14 protein-coding genes are annotated in these 12987 nt (G+C 72.0%); 4 read left to right on the forward strand and 10 right to left on the reverse strand.

Annotation, left to right across the window (positions count from 1 at the left end; all coding sequences use genetic code 11):
- Positions 1-47: 47 nt before the first annotated feature.
- The gene (pepN, locus tag ABZU25_RS20210) at positions 48-2564 is read right to left on the reverse strand and encodes an aminopeptidase N (protein ID WP_355030886.1); all 2517 of its coding nucleotides are present in this window, start codon (positions 2562-2564) and stop codon (positions 48-50) included.
- Positions 2565-2633: 69 nt separating this feature from the next.
- Between pepN and ABZU25_RS20215 the strand changes: the two genes are divergently transcribed.
- A complete protein-coding gene (locus tag ABZU25_RS20215; protein ID WP_030491749.1) occupies positions 2634-2852 on the forward strand; it encodes a DUF397 domain-containing protein in 219 nt (72 codons plus the stop codon).
- A gap of 58 nt (positions 2853-2910) precedes the next feature.
- On the opposite strand, the gene ABZU25_RS20220 is transcribed toward ABZU25_RS20215, so the two are convergent.
- On the reverse strand, positions 2911-3312 hold the full coding sequence (locus ABZU25_RS20220) for a hypothetical protein (protein WP_355030887.1): 402 nt from the start codon (positions 3310-3312) through the stop codon (positions 2911-2913).
- Positions 3313-3472: 160 nt separating this feature from the next.
- Here ABZU25_RS20220 and ABZU25_RS20225 point away from each other — a divergent pair, with 160 nt between their 5' ends.
- A complete protein-coding gene (locus ABZU25_RS20225; protein WP_355030888.1) occupies positions 3473-4720 on the forward strand; it encodes a cytochrome P450 in 1248 nt (415 codons plus the stop codon).
- Positions 4721-4772: 52 nt separating this feature from the next.
- On the opposite strand, the gene ABZU25_RS20230 is transcribed toward ABZU25_RS20225, so the two are convergent.
- The gene (locus tag ABZU25_RS20230; RefSeq protein ID WP_355030889.1) at positions 4773-5942 is read right to left on the reverse strand and encodes a zinc-dependent alcohol dehydrogenase; all 1170 of its coding nucleotides are present in this window, start codon (positions 5940-5942) and stop codon (positions 4773-4775) included.
- Entirely contained in the window at positions 5939-6577 is a 639-nt protein-coding gene (locus tag ABZU25_RS20235; RefSeq protein ID WP_355030890.1) for a cyclase, read from the reverse strand. Before ABZU25_RS20235 ends, ABZU25_RS20230 begins: the two co-directional genes overlap by 4 nt.
- Positions 6578-6736: 159 nt before the next feature.
- Here ABZU25_RS20235 and ABZU25_RS20240 point away from each other — a divergent pair, with 159 nt between their 5' ends.
- On the forward strand, positions 6737-7789 hold the full coding sequence (locus ABZU25_RS20240) for a glycosyltransferase family 2 protein (protein WP_355030891.1): 1053 nt from the start codon (positions 6737-6739) through the stop codon (positions 7787-7789).
- A 71-nt stretch (positions 7790-7860) separates the two neighbouring features.
- Here the strand turns inward: ABZU25_RS20240 and ABZU25_RS20245 are convergent, their stop codons facing one another.
- From ABZU25_RS20245 to ABZU25_RS20255, 3 genes are read right to left on the reverse strand one after another with little or no spacing between them, the layout of a single operon-like run.
- Positions 7861-8511, reverse strand: a complete 651-nt coding sequence (locus ABZU25_RS20245) for a DUF3618 domain-containing protein (RefSeq protein ID WP_355030892.1) — start codon at positions 8509-8511, stop codon at positions 7861-7863.
- Positions 8508-8975, reverse strand: a complete 468-nt coding sequence (locus ABZU25_RS20250) for a phage holin family protein (RefSeq protein ID WP_355030893.1) — start codon at positions 8973-8975, stop codon at positions 8508-8510. Before ABZU25_RS20250 ends, ABZU25_RS20245 begins: the two co-directional genes overlap by 4 nt.
- Before the next feature lie 31 nt (positions 8976-9006).
- The gene (locus ABZU25_RS20255; RefSeq protein WP_355030894.1) at positions 9007-9780 is read right to left on the reverse strand and encodes a hypothetical protein; all 774 of its coding nucleotides are present in this window, start codon (positions 9778-9780) and stop codon (positions 9007-9009) included.
- 230 nt (positions 9781-10010) lie between these two features.
- On the opposite strand from ABZU25_RS20255, the gene ABZU25_RS20260 reads away from it, so the two are divergent.
- The gene (locus ABZU25_RS20260) at positions 10011-10502 is read left to right on the forward strand and encodes a DUF4383 domain-containing protein (protein WP_355030895.1); all 492 of its coding nucleotides are present in this window, start codon (positions 10011-10013) and stop codon (positions 10500-10502) included.
- Positions 10503-10641: 139 nt separating this feature from the next.
- Here the strand turns inward: ABZU25_RS20260 and ABZU25_RS20265 are convergent, their stop codons facing one another.
- The 3 genes from ABZU25_RS20265 to rpmA form a co-directional block, all read right to left on the reverse strand.
- Positions 10642-11091, reverse strand: coding sequence for a GNAT family N-acetyltransferase (locus ABZU25_RS20265; protein WP_355030896.1), 450 nt, complete (start codon positions 11089-11091; stop codon positions 10642-10644).
- Between the two features lie 70 nt (positions 11092-11161).
- On the reverse strand, positions 11162-12634 hold the full coding sequence (obgE, locus tag ABZU25_RS20270; protein ID WP_355030897.1) for a GTPase ObgE: 1473 nt from the start codon (positions 12632-12634) through the stop codon (positions 11162-11164).
- 93 nt (positions 12635-12727) lie between these two features.
- Positions 12728-12982 carry a 50S ribosomal protein L27 gene (gene rpmA / locus ABZU25_RS20275; RefSeq protein WP_007464062.1) on the reverse strand — a complete coding sequence of 85 codons (255 nt, stop codon included), beginning with the start codon at positions 12980-12982 and terminating at the stop codon, positions 12728-12730.
- Between the last annotated feature and the right edge of the window lie 5 nt (positions 12983-12987).

Consider the following 12987-nt stretch of genomic DNA (forward strand, 5'->3'; position numbering starts at 1 on the left):
GCTGGGCGCGGGGGCGGCCGGCTGGCCACCCCCGCGCCGGGCCGCTGTCAGGCCGCCGCGGCGGCCACCGCCGTGCGGGCGACCAGCGCGCGGCGCAGGTCGTCGTCGGCGTCGGCGACCACCCGGCGCAGGCCGGGGGTCAGGTCGTCGCGGGCCAGCAGCGCCGCGGCCGCCTCCCGGGTCGGCTGCGCCACGGCGTAGCGGGGAAACGCCAGCTTCGCCACCTGGTCGGCCGTCCACGGGGTACGCCGACGCGCGGCCGACGGCATGTCCGTGAAGTACCGCTCGACGTACGCGGCGGTCAGCTCGGCCTGCTCGGGTTGCCAGAACCCCTCGGCGGTCGCCTCCAGCAGTCGGTTGGACAGCTCGGTGTCCCGCACGATGATGTCCCAGGCCGCCTTCTTCGCGACCGGGTCGGGCAGGGCGGCCCGGCAGCGGGCGGCACGTTCCGCGCCAGTGGAGCTGTTGTCGGCGGCCGCCTCGACGGCGATCTCCGCCTCTCCGGCGGCACCCAGCACCACCAACCGGCGAAGCACCGCCCAGCGCAGCTCCGCGTCGACCCGCAGACCGGCCGGCACGTCCCGGCCGGCGAGCCAGCCGACGAGCAGGTCCGCGTCGGTGGTCGCGGCGATCCACCCCCGCGCCGCGGCCAGCTGCAACGACTCCCCCGCCGGCGCGCCGTCGAGCAGCCGCTGGCAGGCCCCGGCGACCCGGGCCAGCGCCGCGGACCGGGTCAGCGGGTCGAGGTAGCGGTCCACAAGCGACCGGCTGAGCGTGAGCACGTCCTCCGCGATGATCACCTCGGTCTCGGTGGGCAGCGCGGCGGCCATCAGGTCGACCAGGCCGAGGACCGGTCGCTCCCCGTCGGTCGCCGCGTCCAACGCCTCGGCCCAGAGGATCGCCCGGGTCAGCGGGTCACCCATGCTGGGCAGCAGCAGCGCAACCGCGTCCGCCGACGCCGGGTCGAGGCGCACCTTGGCGAAGGTGAGGTCGCCGTCGTTGGGCAGCAGGAGCCGGGCCGCCGGCGTGCCGACCAGCGCCCCCAACACGGTCCGGCCGCCGTCGACAGCGGGGTCGATGTCGATGTCGTCGCGCTGCACGGCGCCGTCCACCGAGTAGCGGCCCACGCCGATCCGGTGCGGGCGCAGCACCGGGTGGGAATCCGGTGCGGTCTGCACCACTGCCACGTCGGTGTAGCGGCCGTCGGCGTCGACGGCGACCTCGGCGCGCAGGGTGTTGACCTGCGGCCGGCGCAACCACACCTCGGCCCAACCGGACAGGTCCCGGCCGCTGGCGGTGGAGAGGCTGGCCAGCAGGTCGGCGAGCGTGGCGTTGCCGAAGCGGTGCTCGGCGAAGTGAGCGTTCAGGCCGGCGAGGAACGCCTCGTCGCCGAGCCACGCGACCAGTTGCCGCAGCACGCTGGCGCCCTTGGCGTACGAGATGCCGTCGAAGTTGAGCAGACCCTCGTCGGCGTCGGCCACCTCATCCGGCGCGACCGGGTGGGTGGAGGGCCGTTGGTCGGCCGCGTACCCCCAGGCCTTGCGACGCAGGGCGAAGGTCGTCCATGCCTGCTCGAAGCGGGTCGCCTCGGCGGTGACCCGGGTGCCCAGGTACTCCGCGAAGGACTCGTTCAACCACAGGTCGTCCCACCAGCGCATGGTGACCAGGTCACCGAACCACATGTGCGCCATCTCGTGGGCGATGGTGGTGGCCCGCTGCTCGCGCTGCGTGTCGGTGACCGCCGAGCGGAACACGTAGTCGTCCCGGAAGGTGACGATGCCCGGGTTTTCCATGGCGCCGGCGTTGAACTCCGGCACGAACGCCTGGTCGTACTTGCCGAACGGGTAGCGCTCGGTGAAGAGCTGGTGGAACCGGTCCAGGCACTGCCCGGTGATGGTGAAGATCTCCTCGGCGTCGGCATCCAGGTGCTCGGCCAGCGACCCGCGGCAGTAGATGCCCAGCGGCACGCCGTCGTGCTCGGCCCGCCGCACGTGGTACGGCCCGGCGATCAGCGAGAAGAAGTACGTGGCCAGCGGCGCGCTGGGGGCGAACTCCCAGCGACCGGGTGCCGGTCTGGCGGCCACCTCGGCGTTGCTGGAGACCGTCCACTCCGGCGGAGCGGTCACCGAGAGGACGACGGGTGCCTTGAGGTCGGGCTGGTCGAACGCGGCGAAGATGCGTTGCACGTTGTCGAGGAAGCTCACCGCGTAGAGGTACGTCTCGCCGTCGGCCGGGTCGACGAAACGGTGCATCCCCTCGCCCGCGTTGGAGTACGTCATCTCGGCCTCGACAACAAGCGTGTTCTCCGCGGCCAGGTCGGTGAGCGGCAGCCGGTTGTCGGTCAACAGGTCGGTGTCGAGGTCGCGGTCGTTGAGGCGTACCGCGAGCAGTTTGGCGGGCTTGACCTCGGCGAAGGTCGCGGTGCCGGGGGTGGCCCGGAACCGGATCTCGACGCGGGAGCCGAACAGCTCCGCGCCAGCGGTCAGGTCGAGGTCCACCTGATAGGACTCGACAGTAATCGCCGCGCCACGCGCGGTCGCCTCTACACGGGTCAGGCTCGGCATCCGCTTATCCTGCCCGATGGGGATCGACACTCGGTCACCACACGACCCTCGGCACTGGAGGAAAGAACAATGGCGCAGCACCCCAAGGGCGACTTCGACCTCTCTCGGGCGGTCTGGCAGCGGGCCGAAGGGGACACCTCCGACAGCGCCGTCGAGGTCGCCTTCGTCGACGACCTGATCGGGATGCGCAACTCGGCCGAGCCCGAGGGGCCGGTGCTGGTCTTCACGCAGGCCGAGTGGGACGCGTTCGTGGCCGGCGCGCAGGACGGCGAGTTTGACCTGGACTGATCGCGCCCGCCGGTGTGCGGTGGCCGCCAACCCGGGATCGGCGACCCCGGGTTGGCGGTCAGCCACGGGCCGGGCCGTCGCCGTCACCCCAACCCAGACCGCCGGGGCCCGGGGCGTGGTGGAAGCCCGGATGATCGGCCACGTCGACGCAGCGTTCGCCGTCCGGGCCGACCGCACCGCAGAACAGCCGCTCGGCCCGCTGCCAGGCGTCGGCCGGCGACAGGGCCGCCGCGCCGAGCGCCACCTCCGGGCGGAGCAGGTTCAACGCCTCCGCGTACGCCACGGCCAGCTCGCGGGCCTCGACCACGGTGGGCGCGGTGAAGCCCAGGTGCACTGTGAAGAACCGGTGCGGCCGGACGGGCCGTCGAGGCGGGCCGATCAGTGACCGCGCGTCACGGCCTCCGCCCAGTGCCCCGACCGTTCGCCGCTGCCGCCACTGCGGCGATGTGTTGTCGCGCATCCGCCCTCCCCATAATTGCCCCACCAGCAGCAAACCAGGTTCCGCCGCTCCTGGGAGGGGCCAGCCGGCGTGCGGTCGGCGCGGGGATTCAGCGGCGGCGACGGGGGTACCCGCAACCGGCCCGGTGGTGACCGGCCGCACCCGCGCGTGAGGAGACCCGATGGCGACAATGCCGGCCGACCGCAGCCCGGACAGCACCCTCGCGTTGCTCCGCACCGGCTACCGGTTCATCGGGGCACGCTGCGAGCGGTACGGCAGCGACGTCTTCCAGACCCGGATCCTGCTCGCACCGACCATCTGCCTGCGCGGTCGGCCGGCGGCGGTGTTGTTCTACGACAACGAACGCTTCCAACGCGCGACCGCCATGCCGCTGCGGGCGCAGCGGACCCTCACCGGTCGGCGGGGCGTGCAGGGGTTGGACGGGCCCGAACACGCCGATCGCAAGGCCATGTTCATGTCGATCATGACGCCGACCGCCATCCAGCATCTCGGCCAGCTCTTCGACGACGAGTGGCGGGCCCGGGTCCCCGCCTGGGAGGCCGCCGGGCCGCTGTCGCTCTACGAAGAGCTGGGCCGCGTGCTGACCCAGGTGGTCTGCGCCTGGGCCGGGGTACCGCTGCCCACGTCGCAGGTCGAGCGGCGCGCCGTCGAACTGCACGCGATGATCGAAGCGCCGGCGGTGGTCGGCCTCCGGCACTGGCGGGGCCGGCTCGCCCGGCGCCGCGCCGAACGCTGGCTCGCCGACCTCATCGAACGGACCCGGGTCGGTCTCCAACGGGCGCCGTCCGGGAGCGCCCTGGCCGTGATCGCCGAGCACCGGGACCGGGAGGACCGGCTCCTCCCCCGGCGGGTCGCGGCGGTGGAGTTGCTCAACGTGCTGCGGCCGGTGGTCGCCGTGGACCAGTACATCGCGTTCGCCGCGCTCGCCCTGCACGACCATCCGGGCTGGCGGGAGCGGGTTCGCGGCGACGGCGAGGCCACCGGGAACTTCGTCCAGGAGGTACGCCGCTACTACCCGTTCTTCCCGATCGCGGCGGCCCGGGTCCGGCACTCCTTCGACTGGCAGGGCCACCACTTTCCCCGGGGCCGACGGGTGCTGCTCGACCTGTACGGCACCAACCACCACCCGACCCTCTGGCCGGAACCGGAGCTGTTCCGCCCGGAACGATTCGCCGGCCGACGCGTGGACCCGTTCGAGCTGATCCCGCAGGGCGGCGGTGACCACTGGGCCGGACACCGGTGCGCGGGCGAGTGGATCACCATCGACCTGATGAAACGGGCGGTCGCCAACCTGACCACCACCATGCGCTACGACGTTCCCGTCCAGAACCTGGCCCTGGACCTGCACCGAATGCCGGCACTGCCGCCCCTCGGCCTGACCCTCGGCAACATCCGCCGCACCGCCTGACCTCCGCCTCGCCGATCAACCCGCTGACCGGCGAGGCGGCGCGCTCGGCGGGTCAGGGGTGCAGGACGCTGCGGAGACAGCCGTCCTGCTTCTTCTCGAACAGCTCGTAGCCGTGGGCGCCCTGCTCCAGGGAGATCGGGTGGGTGGCCAGGTAGCCGGGGTCCATCTCGCCGGCGGCGAGCCGGTCGAGCAGCATCGGGATGTAGCGCTGCGCGTGCATCTGCCCCATCCGCAGCACCAGGGCCTTGTTCATGGCCGCGCCGAGCGGGAACTTGTCGACCAGGCCGGCGTACACGCCGACGATGCTCACCGTGCCACCCTTGCGGCAGGCCATGATCGCTTGGCGGACCGAGGTCGGGCGGTCGGTCTGCAACCGCGCCGCCTGCTTCACCCGGTCGTACGCGTAGGTCGGCCCGACGTCGTGCGACTCCATGCCGACGGCCTCGATGCAGGCGTCCGGCCCGCGCCCGGCGGTCAACTCCCGCAGCGCCTCCAGCACGTCGTTCTCGGCGTAGTTGATCGTCTCGACGCCGACCCGCTCGGCGGCGGTGGCGAGCCGGTCCGGGAACCGGTCGATCATGATGACCCGCTCGGCGCCGAGGAGTTGCGCCGACCGGGCCGCCATCTGACCGACGCCGCCGGCGCCCCAGACGGCGACCACCTCGCCACCGGTGAGCCCGCAGAAGTCCGCCGCCATCCACCCGGTGGGCATCGCGTCGGAGGCGAACACCACCGTGTCGTCCGGCACCCCGTCGGGCACCCCGAACGCGCCGACGTCGCCGAACGGCACCCGGATGTACTCGGCGTGCGATCCGGAGTAGCCGCCGGCGGCGTGCGAGTAGCCGAGGATGCCGGCCGGTGAGTGCCCCCACAGCTTCTCGGTTAACACCGGCTGGGGGTTGGAGTTGTCGCAGAGCGAGTACTGCTCGGTCCGGCAGTACCAGCAACCACCGCAGGCGACCACCGAGCCGACCACCACCCGGTCACCGACCTTGTGCCGGCGTACGCCGGGCCCGGTCTCCACCACCTCGCCCATGAACTCGTGGCCGAGGATGTCGCCCTCCCGCATCGCCGGCAGGTACCCGTTGATCAGGTGCAGGTCGGAGCCACAGACACTGCTGGCCCGGACCCGGACGATGAGGTCCCCCTCGGCGCGGATCCGGGGCTCCGGCACGTCCCGGACCGCCAGCTTTCCGACGCCTTCCCAGCAGAGTGCCCTCACGCCCGTCCTCCCGTCATCAACTTCTCCCGGACCTTGTCGGTCGCCTTCTCCTGCCTGGGGCTACGGCCGGACGGGTCGTCCCGGGTGTCGATCACCTGGCCGCACTCGATCAGCGACTTCACCCGCCGCAGGGTGTCCCGCAGCGCCAGATCGGGGTCGTTCCCACCGATCAGGCCGAACACCCGGCGCACCGGACCCGAGCGGTACCGCAGCTCGGCCCGGATCTCGGTGCCCCGCCCCTGGGGGGCGTCGGCCAGCTCGATCCGCCCCTCCTGCGGCACCGGCCCGTCCTCGACCCGCCACCGCAGCGTGCCCGGCCCGTCGACGGTGATCTCCGCGCGCCACTCCGTGTCGCCGCCGGCCCGGTCGCGGGCCACGCACCGCCAGCGCCGGTCGTCGAGCTGCTCCAGGGTGGCCCACCCGGCCAGCGCGCGGTCCAGCCGTTCCCGGTCGGTCCAGAAGCCGATCACCCCGTCCCGGGACCGGTCCACGGTCACCCCGCGACGTACCACGTACCAGCCGTCCTGCCGCTCCGGCTGATGTCGGTGCCGGCGGCGAGCAACCGCCCGCCCCACACCGACCGCCGTCACCGCGGTGACGCCGAGCACCGCCCATCTCGTTCCGTTGCTTGTCATCTCGTCTCCTCCATCCGGACATCCGGGGATGGACAGCTCTCTCCGGCAGCGCTACCCGGCGTCAGGCGGTCGAAACAACATGTCCGTTTGATCGGCGGGAATGCGGGCAGGTGCTGCTCAACCACCGGTTCACCGCCGTCCTGGCGAGGAGGCACGTCGATGTCCTTGTTCAGCCCACCTGGTGACGCCCGGCGCGCCGCGCGCCGGTGGGGCGTCGACCACGACCGCGCCGGCGCGTCGCCGGTCCACCTGCCGATGACGTACGTGCTGCCGCTGCGCTGGCACGACGACACGGGCCTGGCCGAGTTGACCGGTTACCTGCGGTGGCTGGCCGACCGGGTCGAGGTGATAGTGGTCGACGGATCCGCACCGGATGTGTTCGCGCGGCACGCCGACGCCTGGCGAGGGCTGGTCCGGCACCTCCCGCCCGACGTCACCGCTCCCGGGCTCAACGGCAAGGTGCTCGGCGTACGCACCGGTGTACGCGTGGCGGGCCACGAGCACGTGGTGATCGCCGACGACGACGTCCGGTACGACGAGACCGGGCTGACCGCCGTGCACCGGCTGCTGGGCCGGGTCGATCTGGTGCGACCGCAGAACTACTTCGACCCGCTGCCCTGGCACGCCTGGTGGGACACCGGCCGGACGCTGCTCAACCGGTCGCTCGGGGACGACTACCCGGGCACCCTCGCGGTGCGGCGCAGCACCTTCCTCGCCATGGGCGGGTACGACCCGAATGTGCTCTTCGAGAACCTGGAGCTGATCCGTACCGTGCGCGGGTTCGGCGGTGTCGAGGCCAAGCCGGCCTGGCTGTACGTCCGCCGGCTGCCGCCGGACGCCGCGCACTTCCGGGGCCAACGGGTCCGGCAGGCGTACGACGATCTGGCCCAGCCGGCTCGCCTGCTGACCGCGCTGGCGGTCCTGCCGGGGCTGGCGGCGGCGGTCGCGTCACGCCGGCCCCGGCTGCTGCTCGGCGCGGCGGCCGGGGTGGTCGCCCTGGCCGAGGCGGGTCGTCGTCGCGCCGGCGGCGGTAGGGTCTTTCCGCCGAGCACCGCGCTGGCAGCCCCACTCTGGCTGCTGGAACGTGGCGTGTGCAGCTGGCTGGCGGTCGCCCGACGCCTCCTGCTCGGCGGTGTCCGATACGGCGACACCCGCATCCGCCACGCCTCCCGCCCCACCCGGGCCCTCCGAGCGCCGAGCGCAGTGCGCTGACGAGCGGTATACGCGACAGCTCACGGGCACCGGAGTGCCCGTGAGCTGTCGGTGGTGGGGCGGCGGTGAGGTCAGGGGCTGACCTGGTGCCGAGCCTGCTGGGCCTGGTCCTTGACGTCGTGCGCGGCCGACCGGCTGTCGTCCTTGACCGCGTGCACGGCGTCCTGGGCGGTGGACTTCACCGACTCGGCGGCCTGCTGGGCGGGCTCGCGCAGCTCCTCCTTGAGCTCGCTGGCCACCTGTCCCAGCTTCTCCTTCACCGCGCCGCTGTGCTCGCCGACCCGCTCCTTGAGCTGGGTCGCGGCCTGCTGCTCGCGGCGGGAGGCCGGGATCAGCGACGACGCCAGCCAGCCGACCCCGAACGCGATCAGACCGGCGGCGAGCGGGTTGCCCTGGGACTTCTGCCGGATCACCCGTGGCGCGCTGTGCGCGGCGTCGCTGACGGTGGTCGCCGCCGAGTGCGCGGCGTCGCCGACGCTGGAGGCCGCCGACGAGGCACGGTCGCCCACCGAGTGGGCCGCCTCGCCGGTGCCGTGGCCGAGGTCAGACGCGGTTCCCATGACCTTGTCCCTCACATTCTGCAGAGCGGAACGGGCCCGCTGCTTGCGGTCGTCGACGATGCGGCTGGGGCTGACCTTGTACGCCAGCGCGTCCACATCGGAGCTGAGGCTGTTACGGGTGGCTTCGATCTCGCGGCGGATCTGATCGGGATCGGTGCTCATCGGGTGACTCCCTCCGGGTGCGGCTTGAGCGCGTCGGGGATCCGCTGCACGCTGTCGTTTGTCTGCTTGAGCCCGCGTACGTGCTGGGCGTTCTTCTTGGCCATGGAGTAGAGGACAGCGGCGACCGCGGCCCAGATGACGGCCACGATCAGTGCGGCCAGGCCGGAGTCCATGACGTTGTCCAGGAACTGCCACACGGCGATGGACACGAAGAGCGCCACCATGTAGCCGCCGAAGCCGGCGCCGCCGAAGAGCCCGGCGGCCTTGCCGGCCTTCCTGCCCTCCTGGCGGATCTCGGCCTTGGCCAGCTCGACCTCCTGACGCATCAGCGTCGACAGGTCGGTGGTGACCTGGCGCATCAGGTCACCCAACGAACTGCTCTTCACCTCGTCGGCGCTGTGCGGGGCACCCGCGTCGGGGTGGTAGCCGGAGCCCAGTCCGGGCCCCTGCGTCGGCATGGTCATGCCGTCGTCTCCCTTCGGATGACTCGGCGGCTCACGGGCGGGGGGTGCCGCTGGACGGAACGCCCGGCAGCGGGTCGGTCTGGTTCACCGGCGGCAGCGGCTGCCCGGTGCCGGTCGGCTCGGTGTACCCGCCGGAGGCCGGCTCGGTGTACGTGCCGGGGGTCGGGTCGAGGTAGCCGCCCGGCGGGACAGCGTCCGGCGTCGTGCGGGGCGCCGGTGGCGGCGTCGGGATCACGGCGGTCTGCTCCGGGTCGTACGCCCCCGCGCCCCGGTAGGTCGAGGACCCGTTGCCGGAGTCGTGGCCAGCGGCGGAGACGCCGCGGGTCAGCCGGCCGGCCAACACACCGAGGACCGCCGCGCCGACCAGGAAGGTGCCGGGGTGGCGCCGCGCGTAGTCGCGTACCTCGGTGATCAGGTCGCCGGGCTCGCGCTGCTCAAGCCAGCCGGCGACGCCGTGCACCCGGTCGGCGGCCTGACGGGCCAGCTCGGTCACCGGGCCGGCCTGACCACCCTGCTCGGCCATCGAGTGCATCTCGTCGGCCAGCGAACGCAGTCCACCGGCGGCCCGGCGCTGCTGCTCACCGGCCTGGCTGGCGAGTTGGGTGCGGGTCTCGCCGTACAGGTTGCGGGCCTGCCGGGCCGCCTCGCGGCCGACCTCGGTGCCCTGCTCCTTGGCGGTCTGGGCGACCGCGCCGCCAGCCTGCGCGGCCTCGGAACCGACCTGGCGCACCTGGTCGCGAACGCCACCGCCGTTCGTCGACTCCTGCCCGTACGTGGAAGACGTAGGTGAAAGATCGTAAGACATGATTTCCCTTCCGCTCAGAAAGTCGTAGCGGTTGTACTGGGGGGACGCGGTGCGTTGCCGCGACCGCTGACCATTCACCTACCCTCGGTTTCGGCTTCCATACTTCTTCGTGCATTTCTCTGCGCAGCTGGCTGGATCGACTTCAAAATGGAGGATCGTCGGGCTGCGTCATGTCGCCGCTGCGGACAGTGCGGTTCGCGAGGGCTGGCAGAGCCACGGAGGGGGCAGCGATGGCACGAGACGTGCGAGGTGGCCGACGGGCGGGCCCCCGACCCCGGGTCCAGGTGGCCGCGCTGGTCGTGGCCGGGGTCTTCCTGCTGATCGGCGTTCTCGGCTTCGTCCCCGGCATCACCACCGACTACGGCGAGCTGAGGTTCGCCGGACACCACTCGGACGCGCGACTGCTCGGGCTGTTCCAGGTGTCGATCCTGCACAACGCGGTGCACCTGCTCTTCGGGCTGGCAGGTCTGGTGCTGGCCCGCAGCGTCGCCGGCGCCCGCGTGTTCCTCGCCGCCGGCGGGGCGACCTATCTCGCGCTCTGGCTGTACGGCCTGGGCATCGAGGCGGTCGACGCCGAGAGCGGGGCGAACATCCTGCCGGTGAACGACGCCGACAACTGGCTGCACCTCGCACTCGGCTTCGGGATGCTCGCGCTCGGGCTGCTGCTGTCGAACAAGGCGGGCACCGGCGGGCGCCTGGACAACCCGGCCGAACGGCACTGACCTGGAGCTTTGCGATTTCCCGGTCGCGCCCACCGGGGTAACCGACAGGCGAAGGAGGTACGACATGCCTCGTTGGCTGCGCGACAACGCCCTGGCCGTCGCGCACGCCAGCACCGGCGCGCGAGCGGCGGCGCGGCCGTCAGGCCGCGACCGGCAGTCGCTTGGCGAAACAGACGCTGTACGGGTTGCCCACGTACTCGCCGTAGACCGGGATCTGGTGATAACCACACGAGGTGTACAGCGCGATCGCGGCCGGCAGGTAGGTGCCCGTCTCCAGGCAGACCACCGACTGTCCCTGCCGGAACGCACACTCCTCCAGTGCGGCAAGCAGTTGACGGGCGATGCCCCGCCCCCGGTAGGCGGGCCGGACGTACATCCGCTTGATCTCGCCGGTTTCGGCGTCGATCGACTGGAGCCCGCCACAGGCCACCGCCCGCCCGTGCACCACCGCCGCCAGGTAGCGGACGTCGTCGTGGGGGACGAAGACCTGCTCATCCAACCCACCATCAGCCGCACTCAGCTCACGCTGCTGCGCGATGACCAGGGCGGCGATCTCCGGATCGATGACGGGCCGAGACTCGATCAGCATCACCCCACGCTAGGACGGGTGGATTTCGCGAAGGTTTCCGGAAATCAACCCAATCACGGAGCGCAACGGACTACTCGGCGTCGTCCTCATCGGTGTCGTCGTCGAGATCGTCGGACGAGTCCGCGCCCACCTCGTCCGCCGATCGCACCCGGCGGGCCTTGCGGGCAGCGAGCCGGTCGGCCGCGGAGAGCCGGTTCGACTTCTCCTCCAGGCGGACGTCGGTGCCCCGGTTGCCGGGTACGAAGTCCACGCCCGCGTAGAGCGTCGGTTTCCAGTCGAACTCGCGCTCACCGATCCGGACCAGGTCACCGGGCTCCGCGCCGGCCTTGGCCAGCTTGTCCTCCACCCCGAGCCGGGCGAGCCGGTCAGCGAGGTAGCCGACCGCCTCGTCGTTGTCGAAGTTGGTCTGCTTGACCCAGCGCTCCGGTCGGACACCGCGAACGGTGAACGAGTCGTCCGCCTCGGCGGTGATGGTGAAGCCGTCGTCGTCCACAGCGATCGGGCGGATCACGATCCGGGTCGGCTCGGCGGGCGGCGCGGCCTTGCGCTCCGCCTCGACCAGCTCGGCCATCGCGTAGGTGAGCTCCTTGAGCCCCTCCCGGGTGGCCGCCGAGACCTCGAACACCCGGTAGCCGCGCTCCTCCAGGTCGGGGCGCACGATCTCGGCGAGGTCCCGGCCGTCCGGCACGTCGACCTTGTTCACGGCGACCAACCGTGGGCGGTCGGTAAGCCCGCCGTACTGGCTCAGCTCGGCCTCGATGGCGTCGATGTCGGCGACCGGGTCACGGCCGGGCTCCAGCGTCGCCGAGTCGATGACGTGCACCAGCACGGCGCAGCGCTCGATGTGCCGCAGGAACTCCAGGCCCAGCCCCTTGCCGGTGGCCGCGCCGGGGATCAGGCCCGGCACGTCGGCGACGGTGAAGGTGTGGTTGTCCATCCGGACCACGCCGAGGTTGGGCACGAGGGTGGTGAACGGGTAGTCGGCGATCTTCGGCTTCGCGGCGGAGATCACCGAGATCAGCGACGACTTGCCGGCCGACGGGAAGCCCACCAGGCCCACGTCGGCGACGCTCTTCAGCTCCAGCACGATGTCCAGCTGGTCACCGGGCTCCCCCAGCTCGGCGAAGCCCGGCGCCTTGCGCTTGGCGTTGGCCAGCGACGCGTTGCCCCGCCCGCCGCGCCCGCCCCGAGCCACCTCGAAGGTGGTGCCGGTGCCGACCATGTCGGCCAGCACGGTGCCGTCGGTGGTCTGCACCACGGTGCCGTTTGGCACCTTCAGCACCAGGGTGCGGCCGTTGGCCCCGTCCCGGTTCGACCCGGCGCCGCCCTTGCCGTTGTCGGCCTTGACGTGCGGGTGGAAGTGGAAGTCAAGCAGGGTGGTGACCTGCGGGTCGACGACCAGGGACACGCTGCCGCCGTGCCCGCCGTTACCGCCGTCCGGCCCGCCGAAGGGCTTGAACTTCTCGCGGTGGATCGAGGCACAGCCGTGCCCGCCATCGCCGGCCTGCAGATGCAGAACGACCCGGTCAACGAACGTTGCCACGGCGTCAATCCTTCCAGCGAGGTCCGACCCCGCACTTCGAAAAAAGCCAAACGGGCCGGGACCCGGAGGTCCGCGGCCCGCTTAGCCGGAGAACTACTGCTGCGGAACGATGCTGACGGTCTTACGACCGCGCTTGGTGCCGAACAGGACCGCACCGGCGGACAGCGCGAACAGCGTGTCGTCGCCGCCACGGCCGACCAGGTCACCGGGGTGGAACTTGGTGCCACGCTGCCGGATGATGATCTCACCGGCGCTGACGACCTGACCACCGAAGCGCTTCACGCCGAGTCGCTGGGCCGCGGAGTCACGACCGTTACGCGAGCTGGACGCACCCTTTTTATGAGCCATTGGAG

Source organism: Micromonospora sp. NPDC005215 (assembly GCF_040607915.1).
GTDB lineage: Bacteria > Actinomycetota > Actinomycetes > Mycobacteriales > Micromonosporaceae > Micromonospora.

Coding starts and splice junctions, on each gene's coding strand:
- pepN (WP_355030886.1), bottom strand. CDS start 2,564: ATGCCGAGCCTGACCCGTGTAGAGGCGACCGCGCGTGGCGCGGCGATT.
- ABZU25_RS20215 (WP_030491749.1), top strand. CDS start 2,634: ATGGCGCAGCACCCCAAGGGCGACTTCGACCTCTCTCGGGCGGTCTGG.
- ABZU25_RS20220 (WP_355030887.1), bottom strand. CDS start 3,312: ATGCGCGACAACACATCGCCGCAGTGGCGGCAGCGGCGAACGGTCGGG.
- ABZU25_RS20225 (WP_355030888.1), top strand. CDS start 3,473: ATGGCGACAATGCCGGCCGACCGCAGCCCGGACAGCACCCTCGCGTTG.
- ABZU25_RS20235 (WP_355030890.1), bottom strand. CDS start 6,577: ATGACAAGCAACGGAACGAGATGGGCGGTGCTCGGCGTCACCGCGGTG.
- ABZU25_RS20240 (WP_355030891.1), top strand. CDS start 6,737: ATGTCCTTGTTCAGCCCACCTGGTGACGCCCGGCGCGCCGCGCGCCGG.
- ABZU25_RS20245 (WP_355030892.1), bottom strand. CDS start 8,511: ATGAGCACCGATCCCGATCAGATCCGCCGCGAGATCGAAGCCACCCGT.
- ABZU25_RS20250 (WP_355030893.1), bottom strand. CDS start 8,975: ATGACCATGCCGACGCAGGGGCCCGGACTGGGCTCCGGCTACCACCCC.
- ABZU25_RS20255 (WP_355030894.1), bottom strand. CDS start 9,780: ATGTCTTACGATCTTTCACCTACGTCTTCCACGTACGGGCAGGAGTCG.
- ABZU25_RS20260 (WP_355030895.1), top strand. CDS start 10,011: ATGGCACGAGACGTGCGAGGTGGCCGACGGGCGGGCCCCCGACCCCGG.
- ABZU25_RS20265 (WP_355030896.1), bottom strand. CDS start 11,091: ATGCTGATCGAGTCTCGGCCCGTCATCGATCCGGAGATCGCCGCCCTG.
- rpmA (WP_007464062.1), bottom strand. CDS start 12,982: ATGGCTCATAAAAAGGGTGCGTCCAGCTCGCGTAACGGTCGTGACTCC.